Genomic DNA, 21,058 nt, shown 5'->3' on the forward strand with positions numbered 1-21,058 from the left:
CGGAGATCGCGGCGCGGGTCGTCGAGGCCTACCGGGCCCTCGGCGGACTCGCGATTGGGTACGGCCAGGGCTCGGTGCTCGCGGGATTCACCGCCGAATCCGACCTGGACACCGTCCTGGTCTGGGATCTTGAGAGGCCCCCGCCCCGGGCCGAGCGCCCCGCGCGGGCGCTGTGCGACGAAGGGCACTCGTTGACACAGCACGACCTCCCCGGCCTCGCCCTCGACAACCTCCGCGTCTCCGGATGTGGTGCCGGCAGGTGCGCAACGGCGAAGGCTGGCAGAAACAGGAATGGCCCCTGCCACCACGAGATCGCCGCCGCCGCCCGTGCCGACCTGGCGGTGTTCCCCGCCGCGCTCGCCACGTCCGCCCGCGCCGGACTCACCGACGCCCGCGACGCCTACGCCCCCGACCTGCGAGCCGCCGCCCGCGCGGACAACGGCTGGCTTTTCCACAGCCTGTTGACACCACTCCCGCGCACCGCCTACATCGCCTGGTTCGCCGCCGAGGGCCGGTACTGCCCGTTCCCGAAACACCTGCCGGCATGGGCCGAACGCCACACCCTCGCCCACGCCCTGGTCGACCGGATCCTCGCCCTGCCCACGGCCTGGTAACGCCGGGGAAACGGCGGTGGCTGTTGCATCGTCCTGCGAGGGCCGGCACCGCGTCGGCCTCGGACGAGAGGAAGCGGACATGAAGCGACACAGGAAGCTGATCGTGGCCGGTGTGCTCGCGGCGGCGCTGGCTGGCGGCGCCGGCGTGGCGATGGCCTCGGACGGCGGCGGCCAGGGTGGGACTGGTGACGCCAAGGAGACCGAGTCCTACAGCGTGCCGCACGAGCCGGGCAACGGGCCGGAGGAGAAGGGCCTGACCGAGTCCACGACGGACAACGGCGAGCCGGGCCACACCCAGGCCGGCACCGCGCCCGACCACGCCGGAGAGCCGGACACGCACTCCTACTCCACCCGCTGACCATCGCACCCGACACGGCCCCGGGACGCCCACGCGTGGCACGCCCCGGGGCCGTCGTCATCACGACAAGCGCGGCGACAAGGGCAGCGGCGATGTCAGGGGTCAGTGGCAGGTGCCGCAGCAACTGGCCGCCGGCTGCTCGTCCGCGGAGGTCGGAACCAGGTCGTATCCGGCCTCCGTGACGGCGTCGGCCACCGCGGACTCGTCCAGCGGCGCCTGGCTGGCGACCGTCACCGTGCCAGCCCGCAGATCGACGTCGACGTTGGCGACGCCGGGGATCCTGCCGACCTCGGCCGTGACGGAAGCGACGCAGTGGGCGCAGGTCATTCCGGTGACCGTGTAGGTCGACACGGTCTGCTCGCCAGCCCGGGGGGTGGTCGTGGTCATATCGAGTTCTCCTTGCCAGCGGCTAATCGGGTTCTGTGGCGGGCCGCTCGCGGCGGCTCCACCACAGAGACTATATACCCCCTAGGGGTATGATCAAGCAGCTCCTCCCTTTCCGCGACGGTTGCTGGACCGCGCTCGCGTTCATAGCCGTGGCACAGTTCATGGCGATCACGGACACGTCGATCACTGGCGTGGCCCTGCCCGAGATGCGGGAGGATCTCGGATTCACGCGGGGCAACCTGTCCTGGGTCTTCAACGCATACGTCGTCGCCTTCGGCGGTCTCCTGCTGCTCGGCGGCCGGCTCTCCGATCTCTTCCGGCGCCAGGCGGATGTTCGGCGTCGGCTGGGCGTGCTGGCCGGCGGCTCCCTGATGGCCGGACTGGCGAGGTCTGGGTCGAACTGGCCGGCCGAGCCGTGCAGGGCACGGGCTCCGCGCTGATCGCACCATCCGCGTTGACCCTGCTGATGACGCTCTTCGGGAACGACCCGAAGGAGCTGACCAAGGCGTTCGCCTTCTACGGTGCCGCCGCCCCGGCCGGCGGCACCGCGCGACGTACCGTCCATCAGGCTGCCGACCCGAGCCCTCCCCAGCGGCGCGGGCCGGCAGCCGCTCTGGGCACCCTGGTCGCCAGGTACCCCCCTGGGGAATCCCGTCCGGCGCCGCCTACGATGGTCACCATGCCGCGGCGGCGCACTCCGGTCACCGCCTTCTCCGTCGAGCGCCGAGACGCCTGGGGGAGAGGGTGGCTGTTGTTGGTGCTGCTGGGTGTGCTCGCTGGCCTGGTGGCCATGCACGGGTTGACCCCGGGTACCGCCGCCAGCGCGCCGCTCCCCCTCACGGGCGAGGCACATGAGGCGGCGCCCGAGGCGGCGGACGCCGAGCGCGACTGCGACTGCGATCACGCGCATTCCAACGGCGGCGCTCACGCCGAGCACGCCGACGCCACCTGCGCGGCCGGTGGTGTGAACAGCGGTCCGAACTCACCCCTGCCGCCCACCGCCGGTTCGGGTTCCGGTCCAGGAGATCCGGACGCCGCCGCTCATGACGGGACCCACGCCGCCCGGAGCGGGCGGGCTCCGCCCTCCCTGAGCGAACTGCAACTCCTCCGCATCTAGACGGGCCCACGCGGCGCCGGCCGTCACCAGCGCCGGTCGCCGTGTTCGCGCACGCCTGTCCAGTTCTTTCGCGCAGAGAGTTGCAAGATCATGACCACCCAAGGTTCTTTTCGCCCTGCCCGGCATCGGGCGGCCGTCGTGGCCGGTGCGGCGGTCGCCGCGCTGGTGTTGGCCGCCTGCGGGAGTGACCACGACGAACACAGCTCCACGTCCGAGGACACCGCCCCCTCCGCGTCCGCTGATCAGCGCAATGCCGCGGACGTCGACTTCGCCCAGCAGATGATTCCTCACCACGAGCAGGCCGTGGAGATGGCCGCGCTGGCCGCGGATCGCGCCGGTTCCCAGGAGGTGCGGACGCTCGCGGGGCAGATCCAGGAGGCGCAGGGCCCGGAGATCGAGACCCTCACCGGTTGGCTTGAGGACTGGGGCGAGGAGGTCCCGGGCGCGGGCATGGACCACTCGGGTCACGCCAGTGGTGGCATGGAGGCTGGTTCGGAAGGCGACGGGATGATGTCCCAGGAGCAGATGGAGGAGTTGGAGAACGCCTCCGGTGCCGCCTTCGACGTCGCTTTTCTCGAGATGATGATCGAGCATCATCAGGGCGCGATCGCGATGGCCGAGGTCGAGCGGGCCGAGGGCTCCTATCAGCCCGCCCTTGACATGGCGCAGGACATCGTCGCTTCCCAGGGCGCCGAGATCGATGAGATGAACGCCCTGCTCGAAGACGGCTGAGACCCACCCGGGGTGGGGCGACCCGCGTCGCCCCACCCTCCCCTCGTGGCGCGGACGGCCACTCAGGACGTTCGCGACAGCACCGGGCGGCGGGGGCGGCCCCGCCTCCCGGGTGATCGACGCGCGGAGCCGGGCGGCCGCGCCTGACGGGAGGCGGCATGCTCGCCGGGGTGCGCGCCATCCTGGCGCCTGGTCAGGGCCGGGAGCCAGGTTCCTGGCGCCCACGTGGCAGGATCAGCACCGCGGCGAGCCCTCCGGCGACCACGACCACACCACCGGCCAGCAGGGCGTTGACCATGCCGGACCCGAACGCCTCGCGGGCGGCGTGCGCGAGTTCGGCGCCGGGGCGCCCACCGATGTCCTCGGCGGCGCCGAGCGCGGCGGCGAGCGAGTCGCGTGGGCCGTCGGTCCGGGTGGCGTCGGCTATCTCGGCGCGGTACGTGGCGTTGAAGACGCTGCCGAGGACCGCGATGCCGAGCACGCCGCCGAGCTCACGGGTCACGTCGTTGAGGGCGGAGGCGATGCCCTGCTTGGCCTGAGGGAGCGCCGCGACGATGGCGTCGGTGGCCGGGGTCGCGGCGAAGGCGATGCCCGCGCCCAGCAGCGCCGTGCTCGTCAACACGGGCCAGTAGGCCGCACCGTCCGCGAAAACGGACATCAGAGCCAGGCCGCTGGCGATCACCGCCATGCCCGTGCCCATCACGGCGCGCATGCCGAACCGGTGGGCGAGCGGCGGTGCGGCGGGCGAGACGACGATGGCGGCCACCGCCATGGGAATCAGGGCCAACCCGGCGCGGAAGGGCGAGTAGCCCATGACCTGCTGCAGGTGCTGGAGAAGGAGGAAGAAGAGGCCGAACATGGCCAGGGTCTCGGCCGTGAGGACCAGGGCGCCCGCGGAGACGCCGCGCAGCCGGAACACCCGCGGGTCCAGCATGGGGCGCTGACGCTTGAGCTCCCACCAGACGAACGCGGCAAGTCCTGTCGCGCCCATGGCGAAGCCCGTCAGCACGGTGCCGTCATCCCAGCCACGCTCAGGGCCCTCGACGATTCCGTAGACCAGGGCTCCGAGCCCGACAACCGACAGCAACGAGCCGACCGGGTCCAGCGGCGCGGCGTCCGGATCCTTCGAGGCGGGTGTGATCGCCGCTGCCGCCACGAGGGCGAACGCGGCGATGGCGGCGTTGGCGACGAAGACCGAACGCCAGGAGAAGGCCTCCAGCAGGGAGCCCGCGAGCAGCACACCGAGCAACGCCGCGCCGAAGCTGATCCCCGACCACACCCCGACCGCGCGACCCCGCTCGGCTGGCGGGAAGACGTGCGTGATGACCGCCAGCGTCATCGGCATCACCAACGCGGCGCCCACGCCGGCAACCGCTCGTAGCGCGATGACCACCGCCACGTCGTCCACGGCGACGACCGCCGCCGAGGCCAGCCCGAACAGGGCCAGTCCGGCGAGCAGCACGTTCCTGCGGCCGTACCGGTCGCCCAGCGCGCCACCGGTCAGCAGCAGGCCGGCGAACGCGACGCCGTAGGCGTTCATGATCCACTGCAGCTCGGCCTCGCTGGCACCCAGGTCACCGGCCATGTCCGGAACGGCCACGAGTAGCGAGGCCAGCATGCCCACCACCACCGCGAGCGCGAGGCACATCACCGCCAGCACCGCGCCGCGCCGCCGTGCGCTGGTCAGCGGCTGGCCGGATGAGGGCTCGCTCTCCGTCGTGTGCACCACGACCACTCCTTCAATCAAACGATTGATTCAAACGATCGTTTCATAGAAGCAGGCAGCCTTGCTCGAATCAAGCGTTCGTTTTAATCTGCCGTCGATGCCCAGGTCAGCCCAGACGCCCGGAGCCGCCGACACCAAGACGCGCATCCTCGATGCCGCGGAGGAACTGTTCGGCGAGCATGGCTACGCAGCCACCTCGTTGCGGCACGTGACCCACGCCGCCGGAGTCAACGTCGCCGCGGTCAACTACCACTTCGGCTCCAAGGAAGGGCTGCTGCGCGCGGTGGTCCGGCGGGCCATGGCCTCGGTGAACGCCGATCGCGCCCGGCTTCTGGATGACCTCGAAGCCGCGGCGGCCCCTCCCGCGGCCGATGAGCTGATCCGCGCCTTCGTCGCCGCCGGAGCCGACATCGTGCGGCGGCACGGCGACCGCGGTCCGCATGTCGCCCGTCTCCTCGGCCGCGTGATCTGCGAGCCGGGCCCTGGGATTCGTCGCATCTTCGCCACGGAGGTCGCCCCCGTGGAAGGCCGCTATCTCGACGCGCTCACCGTGGCGCTCCCCGAGTTCCCCCCGTCCGAGGTCGCCTTCCGCTACCGCGCCATGATCGGACTGCTCGCCCTGTACCAGGCCGGCACGCTCGCGGACCTCCACCCCGGGGAAGAGACCACGGTGGCCCACGACCGGCGGGAGGACCCGGAGGCGCTCGTCGCCATGCTCACCGCCGCCTTCCACGCGCCGCCCGGCACGGCCAGCCCAACGAGGTCGGCCTGACCCACCCGCGCACCTCCTCGCCGGCCCCGCTGACCGGCTCCGACCGCTCGACGCCCCGCGAGGCAGCGCCAGCCGTGGACGAGCGGCCGCTCGGGCACCGGCCATACCGGCCATCGATAACCTGACCGAGTGATGACCGACCTGACCCTCCTGTCGCGCGTGGCCTACCGCGGCCGGGAGATCACCGCGCCGCGACTGCGCGGGCTGGTCGCGCTGCTCGCGGGCGAGCTGCGCTCCGGCTGCAGCACCGCGCGGCTGGTGGACGGGCTGTGGCAGGACGAGCCGCCGGCCAACCCGGCCAACGCGCTGCGGATCCTGGTCTCCCGGGCCCGCTCCCAGCTCGGGGCCGACGTCATCGTCAGCACCCCGACCGGCTACCGGCTGGCGCTGGATGAGGAGCAGGTCGACAGTTCGGCGGTGGTGCGGTGCGCCGAGGCGAGCGCCCGGCACGCCAGGGCCGGGGATCACGCCGCCGCCCTGGCGAGCGCGGAACAGGGCCTCGCCTGCTGGGACGCGGTCCCGGACGCCGACCCCGCGCCGGGCGACCCCGTGGCGGAGCTGCGGGCCGAGCGGGCACCGCTTCACGCGACGCTCGTGCGTTCCCGGGCGCTGGCGCTGGCCCGGCTGGGGCGACGGGCCGAGGCCCTGGCGCCGCTGACCGAGGTCTTCACCGGGGCCCCGCGCGACGAGGAGGTCCTGGCCGAGTTGCTGCGCGCCGAGGCGGCCACGGTCGGGCCGTCGGCGGGGCTCGCCCGCTACGACGCGTACCGGCGCGAGCTCCGCGACGACCTCGGCACCGACCCGGGAGCCGGGCTCAGGGCCGTGCACCAGGAACTGCTGCGGGTCGACTCGCCCGTGGTCCGGTACGGGGTGCCGCACGACCCGAATCCCCTGCTGGGGCGGGACGCGGATCTCGACGCGGTGGCCGGGCTGCTGCGCACCACGCGGCTGGCCTCCATCGTCGGCCCCGGCGGTCTGGGCAAGACGCGGCTCGCGCACGCCGTCAGCCGCCAGGCGGAGCAGCGGGTGGTGCACTTCGTCTCGCTGGCCGGAATCAGTACCGACGAGGACGTGGCCGGCGAGGTGGCCTCCGCCCTCGGCGGCGGGGAGGCGGCACACGGTGGCGTCGGGGCGTACGGCGGCGGGGCGGACGTGCCCGCCGGCATCGTCGCCGCTCTTGGCGCCGGCCCCGCGCTGCTGGTGCTGGACAACTGCGAGCAGGTCGTCCGGGGCGCCGCCGACCTGGTGCGGGAGCTGGTGGCGCGGTCCAGGGACCTGCGGGTGCTGGTCACCAGCAGGGCGCCGCTGGGGCTGAGCTCGGAGGCGGTGTACCAGCTGCCGCAGCTGAGCCTGACAACCTCGATCGCGCTCTTCGAGCAGCGGGCCCGGGCCGCGCGCCCCGGCGTCGAGCTGCCGCCCGACACGGTGGCGGAGCTGTGCCGTCATCTGGACGGGCTGCCGCTCGCCGTGGAGCTGGCGGCGGCGCGGGTGCGGGCGCTGTCCGTGCCCGAGATCGCCCGCCGCCTCGGTGACCGGTTCGCGCTGCTGCGCGGCGGGGCCCGGGACGCACCCGAGCGGCACCGCACCCTGCACGCGGTCGTGGAGTGGAGCTGGAACCTGCTGGAGGAGGACGCGCGGGCGGCGCTGCGGGCGTTGTCCGTCTTCCCCGGCGGCTTCACCGAGGAGGCGGCGGAGCACCTGCTGGGGGACGGCGGCGACGCGCTGTTCCTGCTGGAGCGGCTGGTGGACCAGTCGCTGCTGAGGGCCGCCGACACCGCGGCCGGAATCCGCTTCCACATGCTGGAGACCGTGCGGGAGTTCAGCGCCGACCGGCGGGCCGCGGCCGGGGAGGAGCAGGCGGTCACGGACCGGTTCCTGGGCTGGGCACGAGACTTCGGACTGGCCAACCACGAGCTGTTGTCCGGCCCCGAGCCACTGCGGCACTGGGCGCGGGTGCGCGCCGAGCAGGACAACCTCGTGCTCGCCCTGCGGTTCTCCCTGGCCCGCGGGGATCACCCCACCACCGCGGCGGCCGGCGCGGTGCTCGCCGGAGTCTGGGTCACCGACGCGACGAGCTTCCACCGGGTCTTCACCCTGGCCGACGACACCGCGGCGCCGCTGTCGCACTACCGCCCCGACGCCCGGCACACCGAGGTCACCCGCACCCTCAGCGTCCTCTGCACCGCCGCCCCGTTCATCGCGTACGATCCGCTCCGGCCGCGCCATCTCGTCACCCTGCGCCGACTGCCGCCCGCGGAGCCGGACACGCTGCCGCGGGCACTCTCCATCGTGCTGTGCGCTGTTCCGGACATGCGCCCACCCGGCTACGAGCCACTGCAGGAGCTCTGTGCGAGTGACGCGCCCCTGCTGGCGGGCGTCGCCGAATGCCTGGCCAGCTATCTCTGGGAGCGCGAGCACGAACCGGAGCGTGCGCTCGCCTCGGCCCGCCGGCTGCTCGCCGCGGTCGACGCCGCGCCCAACCCGTCGCTCATGCTGCTCGGCCGCTCCCGCTGCAGCGAGCTGTGCCTGGACGCCGGTCTCGGCGAGGAGGCGTACCGGCATCTGCTGGCGGCGCTGGACGCCTTGTCGCATCTGAGCGACCAGTCGCCCATGACGGGCCTGTTCCGGGGACTGGTGGCGGCCTGCCTGCAACGCGGCGAGACGGACGAGGCGGAGGAGTGGCTGCGGCGGCTGGAGCGGAACCAGTCGGGGGAGCGGGCCTCGGCCTTCGCGGCCGACCTGGCTGCCTGGGCGGAGATCGCGCTGGCCCGCGGGCTCACCGAGCTGGGTCTCAAGCGGTGGCGAATGGTCGTGGACCGACTGAGCACGAGGGGCACGCCGCCCGCCGACCCCACCGCGGCCGCGTGGGCCCCGTACCTGGAGGTCACCGCGGTGGCGGCGCACGCGTACGCCGGGCGGCTGGCGCCGGTCGCCGGCCTGGTGGTCGAGCTGGAGCGCCGGCTGCGGACGCGGCTCGCGGACGACTCCCTCCCGGACGGGGAGATCCTGGCGCACGGCACCGAGGTGCTGGCCCTCGGCCTGGCCCGGCTCGCCGAGGGCGACGACGCGTCGGGGGTGCGGCTGCTGGCGCTGGCGGAACGGCTCCGCGTGCCGCAGGCGTTTCAGCTCACGTTGTCCGCCGCCCGCGCCCGCCGGGCCGCCCAGGACGCCGACGGGGCGGCGTACGCCGACGCGGTGTCGGAGTACGCCGCCCTGGGGCGGGACGAGCTGCGGGACGCGGCCCGCGCGCTCATGTCGGCTACGCCGGATCGCGGTTGAACAACGCCCTCGACCACACGTAGCCGAGGACGGTCAGCCCCAGGCACCAGGCGATCGCCAGCCACCCGTGGTGGCCGATCCCGGTGCCGAGCAGCAGGCCGCGCAGGGTCTCGATGGCCGGGGTGAACGGCTGGTAGTCCGCGATCGGCTGGAACCAGCCCGGCATCGTGTCGGACGGGATGAAGGCGCTGGAGATCAGCGGCAGCAGGATCAGCGGCATGGCCATGTTGCTGGCCGCCTCGGGATTCGGGCTGGCCAGACCCATCCCGACCGCGATCCAGGTCAGCGCGAGGGCGAACAGCGCGAGCAGCCCGAAGGCCGCGAGCCATTCCAGAGGCGTGGCGTCCGTGGAACGGAAGCCGATGGCCACGGCGATGGCGCCGACGAGCACCAGGCTGCCGAGCACCTGCAGCACGCTGCCGACGACGTGCCCGACGAGCACCGACCCACGGTAGACCGCCATCGTGCGGAAGCGGGCCATGATGCCCGCGGTCATGTCCATGGAGACGGAGATCGCCGCGCCGATCACGGTGCTGCCGATGGTCATCAGCATCAGGCCCGGCACGAGGTAGGCGACGTACTCGGAGCGATCCGCGCCGCCGCCGCCGATGCCCGCGCTCATCACGTCGCCGAAGATGTAGACGAAGAGCAGCAACAGCATGATCGGCGTGAGCAGCAGGTTCAGGGTCATGGACGGGTAGCGCCGGGCGTGCAGCAGATTCCGCCGCAGCATCGTGTGCGAGTCACGGACGGCGAGGGACAGGGAACTCATCGGGCGGTCTCCTTCAGCTGGTTGGGCTGGTTGGGCTGGTGGGACTGGCGGGGAACGGTGCTGTCGGTGAGCGCGAAGAAGACGTCGTCGAGGTCGGGGGTGTGCACGGTCAGCTCGTCGGCCTCGATGCCGGTGGAGTCCAGCCAGTCGAGGATGGCGCGCAGTTCGCGTTGGCTGCCGTCGCTGGGGATCTGCAGGGTCAGTGCCTCGTCGTCCCGGGACGCCTCGCGCAACTCGGTGGCGGCGGACCGGTACGCGGCCGGGTCGGTGAAGCGCAGTCGGACGTGACCGCCGGGGATGAGCCGCTTGAGCTCCTCGGCGGTGCCCTCGGCGACGATCTTCCCGTTGTCCAGCACGGCGATGCGGTCGGCGAGCTCGTCGGCCTCGTCCAGGTACTGGGTGGTCAGGAAGACGGTGACGCCGTCGGCGACGAGCTCGCGGATGATGCCCCACATGGTGTGGCGGCTGCGCGGGTCCAGGCCGGTGGTCGGCTCGTCGAGGAAGATGATCCGCGGGTTGCCGACCAGGGTCATGGCGATGTCCAGGCGGCGCCGCATGCCGCCGGAGTAGGTGGCGGCGGGCTTCTTCGCGGCCTCGGTGAGGTCGAAGCGCTCCAGCAGTTCGGCGGTCACCCGCCGGCCCTCGTTCCGCGGCAGGTGGTGCAGGTCCGCCATGAGGAGCATGTTCTCCTCGCCGGTGATCAGCCCGTCCACCGCGGAGAACTGCCCGGTGACGCCGATCGCGGCGCGCACCGCCTGGGGGTCCGTGGCCAGGTCGTGGCCGCCGACGCGCAGGTCGCCGGCGTCGGCGCCGATCAGGGTGGAGAGGATCTTCACGACGGTCGTCTTGCCCGCGCCGTTCGGGCCCAGCAGGGAGAAGACCGTGCCCGCGGGCACGTGCAGGTCGATGCCGTCGAGGACCAGCTTGTCCCCGAAGGACTTGCGCAGCCCCGTGGCCGCGATGGCGGACGCCTGAGTCGTTGTCATCATGTCCCGGAGTGTGCGAGGCGCCGCGTTCAGCGACATGTCAGCGCCGTTTCATCGGCCACCGCCAACCGGTGCCCCGGTGAAACGGGCCGGTCAGTGCGTCGTCGGCGTCCGGCGGCCGGGGCACGCTCCGCCACCGGCGGTGCCACGGCCTCGGCGAAACCGCGGGCCCCGGCGAAACCGCGGCCGGACCTCATGCCGCCGCGTCGTACGCGGTCCACGACCGGACACCGCTGCCGCCGGCCCGCGGCCGCGGGGCACGCTCCGCGAACACCGCCAGACGCAGCACGAGATAACGGCCGATCCCCACGAGCGCCGTGGCCGACAGGTACACCGTCTGCTGCAGGACGAGCCCGGCATCGGGGCGCAGCACGGCCAACGCGCCGACCGCGGCGGACGTGACCAGCCAGCCGACGGCGATGGTGGCCGCGCTCTTCAGGTGAGCGGCCAGGCCGGGCCGGCCGTGGCCGAACGAGACCCGGGCATGCAACTCGGTGGCGGCCACGGTGGACGCGACGGTGGTCAGCACGTTCGCCGCCAGCCACGGGATCCACTGCGAGAACAGGACCAGGGCCGCCGAGGCCACCAGGGTGACCCCGCCGCCCAGCCCGGCGAAGCGCACGAAGACCGCCGCGTGACGCCGGACCACTCCCAGGCCGCGCATGGTGATCCCCTCTCGAGCCACTGCCGCTCGCGGCGTCGTCGTCTTCATGCCGCAGAGCGTGGCCGAGCCCCGACTCAGCGCCGTTTCAGAGCTCTTTCAGGGGATGCCGGCGGAGCTGAAACCGGCTCGGCGACACGCGGCCCGCTGCGCCCGGGCCCCAGCGGACCGACCACGTCCTCGACTTCGTCGCCGAGGACCGCCTCCACCTCCACCTCCACCGGCGACTGATCGCGGACCGCGCAGCCCTTGACCATCTGGTGCGAAGCCGCGGCTGCGACCTGGGGCGAAGACACCTGGAGGGCCGAAAAAACCGGTTGATCTGGGCCCTGGCGCGTGAATACTGGCTGTCGTCTCAGTTGCTGTCGTCTCAGTTGATCCGAGCTCCCGGCGTTTCGGACTGGACTAGTGGAAGGTCCTGCGAAGATGGCCATGCACGACGACCAGGTGGTCGTGACCACCGAAATCGTCGCGGCCTTGGTTGAAGAACAGTTCCCTCAGTGGGGTGGCAAGGCGATCCAACTCCTGTCGTCGACCGGGACGGTCAACGCCATCTTCCGCATCGGGAAAGACCTCTCCGCGCGATTCCCACTACGCCTGGCCGATGCTGCCGAGGCGCTGGCGGTTCTGGAACAGGAAGCCCAGGCGAGTGCGGAGTTGGCACAGGTGTCGCGATTCCCCGCCCCGGAACCCGTCGCCTTGGGAAAGCCTGGACCCGGCTACCCCATGCCGTGGTCGGTCCAGACATGGCTGCCGGGAACGGTCGCCTCCGATGCCGACCCGAGCGGGTCGGACGCGTTTGCCGAGGACCTTGCGGCCTTCATCGCATCCCTGCGGGGCGCCGAGACGCGGGGGCGGCTTTTCAGCGGCGAGAATCGTGGCGGCGTTCTCGCTCATCACGACGTTTGGATGGCGAAGTGCCTCAAGGAGAGTGAGGGGCTGCTCGACGTGCCCCGGCTGCGCCAGGTGTGGAGCCGCTTTCGGGAGTTGCCACGCACGAGTGCCGACGTGATGAGCCATGGCGACCTGATTCCCGGCAATGTACTGGTCGCGGGAGACCGGCTCAGCGGCGTACTCGACACCGGCGGCTTCGGCCCGGCCGACCCCGCGCTGGATCTGGTCAGCGCCTGGCACCTGTTGCGGCCGGGCCCGCGGGAGGTGCTCCGCCGGAAACTGGTCTGCGACGATCTGGAGTGGGAACGCGGCAAGGCATGGGCGTTCGAACAGGCGATGGGCGTTGTCTGGTACTACGTCGAGAGCAATCCGACGATGAGCAGAATGGGACGCCGGACGCTCGACCGCATTCTGGAGTCGATGGAGTGACGTCGCCCCGTCGCTTGCCGCCCTCCCGGACAATGATCTGGTCCGGTGTTGCGGCTGACGTGCGACGGCGACCAGTTCAGCTGCCCAAATGAGGGCAAGGCTCCTGCGCGCGCAGGTCACGTCGGCACGCGGCAACGATGGTGCGACCCCGACAACGCGCCGCTCGGCCGTTCTCCCTGCTCGGGCGAGCTTCTCCAGCCGCCGGAGGCCCTGGCGCGGAACCGGGTGGGCCCGGACAAGGTCATCGCACACTGGCCGGACATGCTGCGGGTGGCGGGTTCCCTGGCCCCCGGGCAGGTGCGGGCGCATGACCTGCCGCGGAGGTTGGGCCGCGAAGGGCGGCCAACACCGCTGAGGCAGGCGTTCGCCGAGTACGGGCGCATCGGCAAGTCCCCGCACCTGCTGCGGGCCGTCGACCTAGTCGACGACCCCCACCGCCGGCAGATGATCCGGCAGCTCACCGTGCGGGAGTCGCGGCACAAGCTCGCCCACGACCTCTGCCACGGCAAGCGCGGGCAGATCATGCGGGCGTACCGGGAGGGCCGGGAGGACCGGCTCGGCGCGCTCGGCGCGTCGCGGCGATCTGGCACAACTGGGCCACCGACGCACCAGTCGAACGATCCCTCATCGCCCACGACCGCTGGGGCCCAGGAATCGATCATCTAGGGTGACCGCATGTCGCTGATGGGAAGGAATGTCGAGCAAGCGCGGATTGAACGCCTGCTGACGAACGCGCGCGACGCGCGTAGCGGCATGCTGGCGCTCCGGGGCGCGGCGGGCATCGGGAAATCGGTCCTTCTCGACCACGCCGTGTCGATCGCCGAAGCCGAGGGCAGCATGCGCGTGGTCCGCGCGGCAGGGGTCGAGTCCGACTCCGAGCTGGCGTACGGCGGTCTGCACCAACTCCTGTTTCCACACCTGGATCGGTTGGACGCCCTGCCCACTCCCCAGGCCACGGCACTGCGGTGCGCTTTCGGCCTGGCCGAGGGAGACGAAGCCAATCGGTTCCTGATCTCCGCCGGCACCCTGTCGTTGCTCGCCGATCTGGCCGAGGACGTCCCTCTGCTGTGCGTGGTCGATGACCTGCAATGGCTCGACCAGGGTTCCGTGGAGGCGCTGTTGTTCGCGGCCCGCCGCTTCGTGGCCGACCCGATCGCGATGCTGTTCGCGGTGCGCGAGACGTCGGTGCCGTTCGACATCGCAGGCGTCGAGGTCGTGGATCTGTCCGGCCTCGCCGCGCCCGATGCCGCCCGGCTGCTGGACGACCACGCACCGGAACTCGTCGAACCGGTGCGGGCCCGGGTCCTCGCGGAGTCCGGCGGCAATCCCCTGGCGATCATCGAGCTTGGGTCGTCGCGGCTCGCGGCACGCGATGTCGACGAGGCCGACCCGGCCGAACAGGTCGGCCCGCTGCCGGTGACCCGCCGCGTGCAGGAGGCGTTCCGCCGCCAGATCGTCGAGCTTCCCGAACCCACCCAACGCGCGCTCCTGGCGGCGGCGGCTGACACGGCGGCGCCGCTTGCGACGATCCTGCACGTGATCGAAGCCCTCGGTGGCGCCCCCGGCGATCTGGCGCCCGCCGAACGCGACCGGCTGCTCCGGATCGACAGCCGGATCACGTTCCGCCACCCGCTGGTTCGGGCGGCCGCCTACCAGGACGCGCCGCTGCACCGGCGGATCGAGGTACATCGCGCGTACGCCGACGCGCTGGGTGCGGAGGCCGATGCGGACCGCCGGGCGTGGCACCTCGCCGCTGCCACCACCACCCCCGACGAGGCGGTGGCCGCCGAACTCGAAGGTGCGGCGGAGCGGGCCTGGCACCGAGGCGGCGCGATGGCGGTGTGCGCCGCCTACGACCGCGCCGGTCGACTCAGCGCCGATCGGGAACTGAAGGCCCGGCGTATCGCCCGGGCCAGCCAGGCCGCGTTCGATGCCGGCAAGACCGACCGCGCCGCCCGGCTGGCGGCCGAAGCGCTCTCCCTCACCACCGACCCCGGTATCCGGGCCGACGCCATCTATACGCGCGGCGCCGTGGAGTACGAACGAACCTCCCCGCGGGCCGATGCGGAGCTGACGATCGAGGCCGCCGCGTTGGTGCGCGACACCGATCCGGAGCGCGCCGCGCTCACGTTCTTCGAGACCGCGCACGCCGCCCGGCACGGAGCGGCGCACGACCTGCTGCGGCGCGCGACGGATCTGATGCGCGGGTTCACCCCGCCGGAGCACTGGGCACCGGTTGTCGCCGCCCTTCTCGGGTGGGCGGAGCTCTTCGCCGGACGCCCGGAGCTGGCCGTCGGCCCGATGCGCGATCTCTACACCGCCACCCGCAGCGGCGGGAACGACCTGATGCATCGCATCACGGCCGCGTTCGGCGGGCTCATGATCGCGGACGACGACGGCGTCGTCGCCGGGACCGAGGACATGCTGGCCGAGGTGCGGGCTACCGGGGCGTTGGGGTGGGTCCCGTACACCCTGAACGTGCTCGCCGTGGCGCGGCTGTTCCGCGGTGAGTTCGCGGACGCCCGCGCGTGTGTGGCGGAAGGCGCGTCCGTGAGCGCCGAACTCGGGAACACGACCGAGCGCCTGGCACACCGGTCGGTGGAGGTGTGGCTGCACGCCGTGTCGGGTGACGAGTCACGCTGCCGAGCCCTGGCCGAGGAGGTGCTCCCGCGAGCCCGAGCCCGGCACCAGGTCAATGCCGAGATCGCGGACTGGGGTCTCGGCATGCTCGACCTTTCCGCCCGGCGGTTCGGGGAGGCATGCGACCGGCTCGAGAGAGTGTCCCGGGGACCCGCGAGCCGCGACCTCCTGGTCCGGGCGGTGCCGGATCTGGTGGAGGCTGCCGTGCGCGGCGGCCAGCCGGATCGCGCCCACGGACCACTGGCAGCGTTCCGGCACTGGGCCGAGCACGTCGACCGCCCGGTCGCCACCGGCCTCGTACTGCGCTGCCGGGCCCTGCTGGCCGATGACGCCGACGCCGACGCGCTGTACGCCGAGGCGCTGCGGCTCCAGGAGCGGCACGGCGGCCCCTACGAGCGTGCCCGCACCCAGCTGGTCTACGGCGAGTGGCTGCGCCGCCAGCGCCGCCGTACCGAGGCCCGCGCCCATCTCGCGACGGCGGTGTCCGCGTTCGAGGGCCTCGGGGCGGAGCTCTGGGCCGAGCGTGCGCGCGGCGAGCTGGCCGCCTTCGGCGAGCGGGGCGACGAGCCTCGGCGCAGCGGCCCGCTCACCCTGCTGACCCCGCAGGAGCTGCAGGTCGTTCGGCTGGCCGCCACCGGTCACACGAACAAGGAGATCGCCGCGCAGCTCTTCCTCAGCCCGCGGACCGTCGGCCACCACCTCTACAAGGCGTATCCGAAACTCCGCGTCACCGGTCGCGCCGAGCTGGCTGACCTCGTCTGACGGCCGCCGCCAGTCATCGGTGCCCGGACACCAGTCACGATGACCGATCCGTCACTGGGGAGCCCTCGCCTAGCGTTTCGGGCATACGGACAGGCGGCCGTCGGCCGTACGACGAGGAGATGACCATGACGAAGTACTTCCTGAGCCTCCCGCACGACTCCGCCGAGGAGCCGACCATGGAGGACATGGACCCCGCGGAGCTGCAGGAGGTCATAGCCGCGGTCGGTGCGTTCAACACCGCCCTTGAGGAGGCGGGCTCGTTCGTGACGGCTGGAGGCCTGCAGCCACCGTCGAGCGCGACCACGGTGGACTACTCCGGTGACAGCCCCGTCCTCACCCCGGGCCCGTTCGTCGAGGCCAAGGAGTACCTCGGCGGCTTCTGGATCATCGAGGCCGAGAACGACGACGTCGCGATCGAATGGACCAAGCAGGCCTCGCGTGCGCTGCGCAGCAGGGTCGAGGTCCGTGCCCTCCAGGAGGAACCCGCTGCCTGACCGTCCGCCCGGCCGGGTTAGGCCCTGAAGCCAAGGAATACTGGGCGGCTTCTGGGGTGACGAGGCGATCGAGAGTGGACCAGGCGAGCATCAAAGGCGCTCGGTGGTCGTGTCGAGGTCCGCGCACCGCAGGAAGCACCGCAGGGTTGAATGGCAAGTCTTCGAGCCTTATGTGTTGGCGCGGATCGGTATAGGCCCCGCGCCAACACATCGGCTTTCCGTCGGCGACCGCGGAGCGACCCAGCTCCCCGCCCCCGCGGGCGCTGGGCGCCGGGGATCGACCGCTCGGCTTCACCGGTACCGGTGAGCGCGCGGACGCCGCCGTCAGCATCGAGCGCGGCTCAGCCCTTACCGACACCGCGGCCACCGGCCCTCGTAACTGGTGAGCCTGCGCCGGGGCGCGTCCTCTCCGACTCACCGGCGGCGGGCGCCTCCGGCATGGATGAAGGCGAGTATGTATGACCACGACACCTCACCCACGACCGCAGACCGCCGCCGGCAAGGTGCTCTGGCACTTCGCGATGTCGCTCGACGGCTTCATCGCCGGGCCGAACCACTCGTTCGACTGGCTGTCCGGGGTCTCCGGGCGACCGGGCCTGGAGGAGGAATACGGTACGACCTGCGGCGCCGTACTCAGCGGCCGGGACAGCTATGACGTGCTTCCCGACGCCCGCCCCTACAGCGACTCCTGGCAGGGCCGAGTCTTCATCCTCACCCACCACCCCGAGGACGCCGCGCCGGCCGACGACATCACCTTCCTGTCCTGCGACGTCGCCGAGGCCGTACGGATCGCGCTGGACGCCGCGGACGGAAAGAACGTCGAGGTGCAGTCGGCCAAGATCGGGGCACAGCTGCTCGCACGCGGCCTGATCGACGAGATCGACCTGCACATCGCGCTGGTCCTGCTCGGCGACGGCATCCGCCTGTTCGACAACCCCGGCGGCGCGCCGGTGCGCCTCACCCGCGAACACGACGGCGACCCGAACGCGGTACTCAGCGTGCGCTTCCACCCCGTGCGCTGAAGCAGGTCGCACCGGCCTGTGAACTGGGCGTTTGGCGCCCTCCCCAGGCAGCCGGCAGCCCTTCGGCCTGGGCACGGACGACGGGCCGGTCGATCAACCGCTGTTCCACCCCGGCCGTCGGCTGAGCCTCAGCGGCCTCGGCGGCGGGGCCGGTCTCGTTGGCGTTCTCACTGGTCACAGGCGCATCCTCCATGGTCGGGATACACCGCTCGCTCTACAGCACCGCAGGGGCGGAGAGTAGCTGCCGGACGCCGTCGTCAGGGCCGGTTCGGGTCGGAGTGCATCACCATGAAGAGCGACCAGGCGGGCGCGGCTGGGTCGTCCGGGCGGGCGGCGAACTCGTCCAACAGGTCCTTGAGTCGGGTGCGGAACTCCTCCATCTGCGGCGGTGGCAGGCGCAGCGCCATCCTGATGCCCTCGGCCTCGGCCGCGGGGACGAGGGCGAGTTCCTCCAGGAACGCGTCGAGCATCGACCGGTCCAGCGCGGGCGTTTCGACGTGCCAGCTCTTGCGCGTCGCCAGATACGGGATCTCTCGTGCGCCGCGCGCGCCGCGCCGTTCCTCCTGTGCCTCCAGGAACCCGGTGCGGACCAGCGTTCTGGTGTGGTGCAGCACGCTGGCCGGGTCTCGGCCGAGAGTCGCCGCGATCTCCTTGTTCGTGCGCGGCTCCCGCAGGCAGATGCGCAGGATGCGCAGGCGGAGGGCGGAGGCGAGCGCCTTCGCCTCCGCGTCGGTCGCTGGCCGGCGTTCGGTCATGACCGGCAGCCTACTGAAGAGCGGCCAGCCCGTTGAAGGGCCGAACCGCGAGTGATTGACAAAACTCAATCACTCGTCCAGGGTACCGCTGTGCCCCTTAGAGCCAGGGGATCCGTGGATCTCCCGCCACGCCCACCGTGGCCCGAACGAACGAGGTCGACCATGCCGAAGCGTCCAGGAACGACCGGCGGGACCGCCGCTCCCGAGAGCCCCGCAGAACAGGCGGAAGTTCCACCGAACCGGCAGATGGCGTCCTGGGTCAGTCCCGTCGAGGCTCCTCCAGGGCCCGGGGAGAGGGTGAACGACTACGACAGTTTCGCCGAGGCGTACGCGGCCGGGAACGAGACCAGCCTCCTCAACGCCTACTATGCGCGCCCCGCGATAGTGGACCTGGCCGGCGACGTGGCGGGCCGCCGCATCCTCGACGCCGGCTGCGGCGCCGGCCCCGTGGCCGCAGACCTGCGCGAGCGGGGCGCCGTCGTCGCCGGCTTCGACTCCAGCGCCGGGATGCTGGAGCTGGCCAGGCGGCGGCTCGGCGACGGCGTGGTGCTGGAACGCGCCGAACTGGGCGGCCCGCTGCCCTTCGCCGACGCCGGGTTCGACGACGTCGTCGCCTCCCTGGTCCTGCACTACCTGGAGGACTGGACGACGGCCCTGGCCGAACTGCGGCGCGTGCTGAAGCCCGGCGGCCGCCTCATCGGGTCCGTCCACCACCCCTTCGTCCAGCATATGACCGCACCGCCCGGAACCGACTACTTCGCGACCCGCTCCACCTCCCAGTGGTGGGAACTCGGCGGCACCAAGCACCTGATGACCTTCTGGGACCGGCCGCTGCACGCGATCACCGACGCGTTCACCGCGGCCGGCTTCCGGATCGACGTCATCAGCGAACCGGCCCCGGGACCCGGCGCCCGCGAACGGTTCCCCGAGGTCTTCGAGCGGAAGGAGTCGGGCAAGTTCCTGTGCTTCCTGTTCTTCGTCCTCACGAAGGCATGACCTCCACCCGCAGGCGCGGGCCGGTGTCGCCGGTGTCGCCGGTGTCGCCGGTGTCGAGGACCGTGACGCCGTCGATCTTCTCGATGCGGCCCTTTCCGAGGCGGACCCACAACGGGTAGGCACCGGCGTCCCGGGCGAAGGGGAGTTGCTGCGCGGAGTCCGGTGCGGGGTGGAGTCAATCATCCACCACCATGCCCGGACCGCCGGGCAGCCAGATCACCACGTCAAGCCGCCCGCAGCGGCCCTTGCCGTCCGGGACCACGGGCACCCGCCGCTCGCGGTAGGGGCGCAGGTGGCGAACACCTCATGGCCGGTCATGGACAGCACTGCCCGGGTGAGGCTTCGGGTGATCGCGGTCGTCGTGGGCCGGATGGCCGTTCGCCCGGTTCGCGGCCACGGCCTCAGCGGCCCTTTGCGAACAGTCGGCGATGACTTCCCCCAGCCGGAAGAGTTCGTCGGCCGCCGCTGGCTGCGGGCGGCGTCCGGTCAGCTGCTGGAGCCAGCCCGCGGCCCAGTGCGCCTGGTCGACCAGCACAGCCCGCCACCCGCCACCGCGGCACGGCCGGCCACTTCCTTCGTCGGCACCAGCGTCGCGGCGGCGGCCAGCTTGCCCCAGGTGCTGGCAACGGCGTCGTCAGCGGGCAGGACCGGCATGCCGGAGAGCCAGTCGGCAAGCTCCTGGCGGCGGCGCCCGCCCCACGCGCGGAGCTCGGTCCATTGAGTGAGCCCACCGAAGGTGACGAACGTGATCAGCGGCCTTCGCCCGACAAGGCGAGCGGCCAGCGAACCAGGAAGCTTTCCCTTGTGGATGAGCGAGGCGACGTCGGTGTCGAGAACGACGGGCTGCATGGAAGACGGTCCGACGGATCAGGCGACGTCGCGTCGGCGCTCGGCGCGGAGGAAGGCAAGGAACTCATCCAGTTCCTCGTCCGACTCGAAGGTGTCGGCCCTCAGGTCCTCCAGAGAGCGGATGGGCTGAATGTCCTTGGCGGCCAACAGCTCCTCTACGGAGAACCGAGGCCAGAGAGGATTGAACCGTTCCGGGTTGGGCGGAGTCGAACGCACGGGTCCCGCTGCCGAGTGCTTCGATGTCGATAACCGCGGCCACTCGTCCGGAACGAAGCAGGACGTTGTCCAGTCGGAAGTCGCCGTGAACGAGGTCGTCGCTCGGCAGCTCAGCCTGCCCGAACGATGCGACGAGCGCGTCGATGGCCTCGACGAATCGGCGTTCCCTCGCCCCCTGAACCGGCCACGGCCTGTCGCGCGTGGTCCCATTCGCCAGCCAACCGGTTGCGTGCGTACCGCGACCAGCAGTGCTCGGGATCGATGTCGAGGCCACGCTGGCGCTCCAGCACGGGCAGGAGCCGTTCGGCGACCTCGAGGTGAGCCGCCGAGCCGAAGACCCGCGAACGTGTTCCTGGATGTAGTAGGGGAACCGGACTCCGCGACTCCGACGGCGAGCCAGGCCGGAGTGGGGTAGCCAGCTGCTCTGGCGCGCTCGACAGCCCGCGCCGCGCGCAGGAACTGCGGCGCGGAAGCGCGGTTGGGATACCACTTGAAGACGGCGAGTTCGTTCTCGTTTCCGGTGTCACGAACGAGCCAGGTGCCCGCTTGGCAGCCTGCGCTCATCGGCTCCCCCAGGTGGTAGGAGGTGCCATGCGC

At 71.9% G+C, this 21,058-nt stretch carries 20 protein-coding genes and 3 pseudogenes; 13 read left to right on the forward strand and 10 right to left on the reverse strand.

Features of this window, described 5'->3' with window-relative positions:
- The first annotated feature begins 74 nt into the window (after nt 1-74).
- Nucleotides 75-614 carry a hypothetical protein gene (locus ABGB06_RS08910; RefSeq protein ID WP_347587057.1) on the forward strand — a complete coding sequence of 180 codons (540 nt, stop codon included), beginning with the start codon at nt 75-77 and terminating at the stop codon, nt 612-614.
- Between the two features lie 79 nt (nt 615-693).
- On the forward strand, nt 694-972 hold the full coding sequence (locus tag ABGB06_RS08915) for a hypothetical protein (protein ID WP_347587059.1): 279 nt from the start codon (nt 694-696) through the stop codon (nt 970-972).
- A gap of 102 nt (nt 973-1,074) precedes the next feature.
- Here the strand turns inward: ABGB06_RS08915 and ABGB06_RS08920 are convergent, their stop codons facing one another.
- Entirely contained in the window at nt 1,075-1,359 is a 285-nt protein-coding gene (locus ABGB06_RS08920; RefSeq protein WP_347587061.1) for a heavy-metal-associated domain-containing protein, read from the reverse strand.
- 161 nt (nt 1,360-1,520) lie between these two features.
- Here ABGB06_RS08920 and ABGB06_RS08925 point away from each other — a divergent pair.
- From ABGB06_RS08925 to ABGB06_RS08935, 3 genes and pseudogenes are all read left to right on the forward strand, one after another.
- Nucleotides 1,521-1,909: pseudogene (locus ABGB06_RS08925) on the forward strand (MFS transporter); the annotation flags it as partial.
- Nucleotides 1,910-2,038: 129 nt separating this feature from the next.
- On the forward strand, nt 2,039-2,476 hold the full coding sequence (locus ABGB06_RS08930; RefSeq protein ID WP_347587540.1) for a DUF6153 family protein: 438 nt from the start codon (nt 2,039-2,041) through the stop codon (nt 2,474-2,476).
- Nucleotides 2,477-2,566: 90 nt separating this feature from the next.
- Nucleotides 2,567-3,208, forward strand: a complete 642-nt coding sequence (locus ABGB06_RS08935; RefSeq protein WP_347587063.1) for a DUF305 domain-containing protein — start codon at nt 2,567-2,569, stop codon at nt 3,206-3,208.
- A gap of 193 nt (nt 3,209-3,401) precedes the next feature.
- Here ABGB06_RS08935 and ABGB06_RS08940 read toward each other — a convergent pair whose 3' ends face one another.
- On the reverse strand, nt 3,402-4,937 hold the full coding sequence (locus ABGB06_RS08940; RefSeq protein ID WP_347587065.1) for a DHA2 family efflux MFS transporter permease subunit: 1,536 nt from the start codon (nt 4,935-4,937) through the stop codon (nt 3,402-3,404).
- Between the two features lie 94 nt (nt 4,938-5,031).
- Between ABGB06_RS08940 and ABGB06_RS08945 the strand changes: the two genes are divergently transcribed.
- Both ABGB06_RS08945 and ABGB06_RS08950 read left to right on the forward strand, forming a co-directional pair.
- Nucleotides 5,032-5,706 (forward strand): TetR family transcriptional regulator, encoded by a 675-nt coding sequence (locus ABGB06_RS08945; RefSeq protein WP_347587067.1) that lies wholly within the window; start codon nt 5,032-5,034, stop codon nt 5,704-5,706.
- A 132-nt stretch (nt 5,707-5,838) separates the two neighbouring features.
- On the forward strand, nt 5,839-8,985 hold the full coding sequence (locus tag ABGB06_RS08950) for a BTAD domain-containing putative transcriptional regulator (RefSeq protein WP_347587069.1): 3,147 nt from the start codon (nt 5,839-5,841) through the stop codon (nt 8,983-8,985).
- Here the strand turns inward: ABGB06_RS08950 and ABGB06_RS08955 are convergent.
- From ABGB06_RS08955 to ABGB06_RS08965, 3 genes are all read right to left on the reverse strand, one after another.
- The gene (locus ABGB06_RS08955) at nt 8,966-9,757 is read right to left on the reverse strand and encodes an ABC transporter permease (RefSeq protein WP_347587071.1); all 792 of its coding nucleotides are present in this window, start codon (nt 9,755-9,757) and stop codon (nt 8,966-8,968) included. The genes ABGB06_RS08950 and ABGB06_RS08955 overlap by 20 nt on opposite strands.
- Nucleotides 9,754-10,746, reverse strand: coding sequence for an ATP-binding cassette domain-containing protein (locus ABGB06_RS08960; protein ID WP_347587073.1), 993 nt, complete (start codon nt 10,744-10,746; stop codon nt 9,754-9,756). The genes ABGB06_RS08955 and ABGB06_RS08960 overlap by 4 nt, the downstream gene beginning before the upstream one ends.
- A gap of 190 nt (nt 10,747-10,936) precedes the next feature.
- Nucleotides 10,937-11,407, reverse strand: coding sequence for a hypothetical protein (locus ABGB06_RS08965; RefSeq protein WP_347587075.1), 471 nt, complete (start codon nt 11,405-11,407; stop codon nt 10,937-10,939).
- A 423-nt stretch (nt 11,408-11,830) separates the two neighbouring features.
- Here ABGB06_RS08965 and ABGB06_RS08970 point away from each other — a divergent pair, with 423 nt between their 5' ends.
- The 5 genes and pseudogenes from ABGB06_RS08970 to ABGB06_RS08990 all read left to right on the forward strand — a co-directional run bounded on the left by ABGB06_RS08970 (nt 11,831) and on the right by ABGB06_RS08990 (nt 17,645).
- On the forward strand, nt 11,831-12,727 hold the full coding sequence (locus tag ABGB06_RS08970) for an aminoglycoside phosphotransferase family protein (RefSeq protein WP_347587077.1): 897 nt from the start codon (nt 11,831-11,833) through the stop codon (nt 12,725-12,727).
- 204 nt (nt 12,728-12,931) lie between these two features.
- A pseudogene (locus ABGB06_RS08975) lies at nt 12,932-13,297 on the forward strand (Tn3 family transposase); the annotation flags it as partial.
- A 105-nt stretch (nt 13,298-13,402) separates the two neighbouring features.
- Nucleotides 13,403-16,129, forward strand: a complete 2,727-nt coding sequence (locus tag ABGB06_RS08980) for a LuxR C-terminal-related transcriptional regulator (RefSeq protein ID WP_347587079.1) — start codon at nt 13,403-13,405, stop codon at nt 16,127-16,129.
- A gap of 125 nt (nt 16,130-16,254) precedes the next feature.
- Nucleotides 16,255-16,623, forward strand: a complete 369-nt coding sequence (locus tag ABGB06_RS08985; protein WP_347587081.1) for a YciI family protein — start codon at nt 16,255-16,257, stop codon at nt 16,621-16,623.
- Nucleotides 16,624-17,081: 458 nt separating this feature from the next.
- On the forward strand, nt 17,082-17,645 hold the full coding sequence (locus ABGB06_RS08990; RefSeq protein ID WP_347587083.1) for a dihydrofolate reductase family protein: 564 nt from the start codon (nt 17,082-17,084) through the stop codon (nt 17,643-17,645).
- Nucleotides 17,646-17,902: 257 nt separating this feature from the next.
- Here the strand turns inward: ABGB06_RS08990 and ABGB06_RS08995 are convergent, their stop codons facing one another.
- Nucleotides 17,903-18,400 carry a winged helix-turn-helix domain-containing protein gene (locus tag ABGB06_RS08995; RefSeq protein WP_347587085.1) on the reverse strand — a complete coding sequence of 166 codons (498 nt, stop codon included), beginning with the start codon at nt 18,398-18,400 and terminating at the stop codon, nt 17,903-17,905.
- A 246-nt stretch (nt 18,401-18,646) separates the two neighbouring features.
- On the opposite strand from ABGB06_RS08995, the gene ABGB06_RS09000 reads away from it, so the two are divergent.
- Nucleotides 18,647-19,396, forward strand: a complete 750-nt coding sequence (locus tag ABGB06_RS09000) for a class I SAM-dependent methyltransferase (protein ID WP_347587087.1) — start codon at nt 18,647-18,649, stop codon at nt 19,394-19,396.
- Here ABGB06_RS09000 and ABGB06_RS09005 read toward each other — a convergent pair.
- The 4 genes and pseudogenes from ABGB06_RS09005 to ABGB06_RS09020 form a co-directional block, all read right to left on the reverse strand.
- Entirely contained in the window at nt 19,383-19,508 is a 126-nt protein-coding gene (locus ABGB06_RS09005; protein ID WP_347587089.1) for a hypothetical protein, read from the reverse strand. The two genes, ABGB06_RS09000 and ABGB06_RS09005, sit on opposite strands and share 14 nt — an antisense overlap.
- A 374-nt stretch (nt 19,509-19,882) precedes the next feature.
- On the reverse strand, nt 19,883-20,245 hold the full coding sequence (locus ABGB06_RS09010) for a hypothetical protein (protein WP_347587091.1): 363 nt from the start codon (nt 20,243-20,245) through the stop codon (nt 19,883-19,885).
- Nucleotides 20,246-20,263: 18 nt separating this feature from the next.
- Complete coding sequence (locus ABGB06_RS09015; RefSeq protein WP_347587562.1) at nt 20,264-20,392, reverse strand: hypothetical protein; 129 nt, start codon at nt 20,390-20,392, stop codon at nt 20,264-20,266.
- Between the two features lie 70 nt (nt 20,393-20,462).
- A pseudogene (locus tag ABGB06_RS09020) lies at nt 20,463-20,951 on the reverse strand (phosphotransferase); the annotation flags it as partial.
- Nucleotides 20,952-21,058 lie beyond the last annotated feature (107 nt).

This window comes from Streptomyces sp. B6B3, from assembly GCF_039871525.1.
Taxonomy (GTDB): domain Bacteria; phylum Actinomycetota; class Actinomycetes; order Streptomycetales; family Streptomycetaceae; genus Streptomyces.

Excerpts from the sequence above, each read along its gene's own strand:
- ABGB06_RS08980 (WP_347587079.1), top strand. The coding sequence starts at position 13,403 with ATGTCGCTGATGGGAAGGAATGTCGAGCAAGCGCGGATTGAACGCCTG.
- ABGB06_RS09010 (WP_347587091.1), bottom strand. The coding sequence starts at position 20,245 with ATGCAGCCCGTCGTTCTCGACACCGACGTCGCCTCGCTCATCCACAAG.
- ABGB06_RS08970 (WP_347587077.1), top strand. The coding sequence starts at position 11,831 with ATGGCCATGCACGACGACCAGGTGGTCGTGACCACCGAAATCGTCGCG.
- ABGB06_RS08945 (WP_347587067.1), top strand. The coding sequence starts at position 5,032 with ATGCCCAGGTCAGCCCAGACGCCCGGAGCCGCCGACACCAAGACGCGC.
- ABGB06_RS08985 (WP_347587081.1), top strand. The coding sequence starts at position 16,255 with ATGACGAAGTACTTCCTGAGCCTCCCGCACGACTCCGCCGAGGAGCCG.
- ABGB06_RS09000 (WP_347587087.1), top strand. The coding sequence starts at position 18,647 with ATGGCGTCCTGGGTCAGTCCCGTCGAGGCTCCTCCAGGGCCCGGGGAG.
- ABGB06_RS08935 (WP_347587063.1), top strand. The coding sequence starts at position 2,567 with ATGACCACCCAAGGTTCTTTTCGCCCTGCCCGGCATCGGGCGGCCGTC.
- ABGB06_RS08915 (WP_347587059.1), top strand. The coding sequence starts at position 694 with ATGAAGCGACACAGGAAGCTGATCGTGGCCGGTGTGCTCGCGGCGGCG.
- ABGB06_RS08990 (WP_347587083.1), top strand. The coding sequence starts at position 17,082 with ATGACCACGACACCTCACCCACGACCGCAGACCGCCGCCGGCAAGGTG.
- ABGB06_RS08965 (WP_347587075.1), bottom strand. The coding sequence starts at position 11,407 with ATGCGCGGCCTGGGAGTGGTCCGGCGTCACGCGGCGGTCTTCGTGCGC.
- ABGB06_RS08920 (WP_347587061.1), bottom strand. The coding sequence starts at position 1,359 with ATGACCACGACCACCCCCCGGGCTGGCGAGCAGACCGTGTCGACCTAC.
- ABGB06_RS08950 (WP_347587069.1), top strand. The coding sequence starts at position 5,839 with ATGACCGACCTGACCCTCCTGTCGCGCGTGGCCTACCGCGGCCGGGAG.
- ABGB06_RS08930 (WP_347587540.1), top strand. The coding sequence starts at position 2,039 with ATGCCGCGGCGGCGCACTCCGGTCACCGCCTTCTCCGTCGAGCGCCGA.
- ABGB06_RS08995 (WP_347587085.1), bottom strand. The coding sequence starts at position 18,400 with ATGACCGAACGCCGGCCAGCGACCGACGCGGAGGCGAAGGCGCTCGCC.
- ABGB06_RS08960 (WP_347587073.1), bottom strand. The coding sequence starts at position 10,746 with ATGATGACAACGACTCAGGCGTCCGCCATCGCGGCCACGGGGCTGCGC.
- ABGB06_RS08955 (WP_347587071.1), bottom strand. The coding sequence starts at position 9,757 with ATGAGTTCCCTGTCCCTCGCCGTCCGTGACTCGCACACGATGCTGCGG.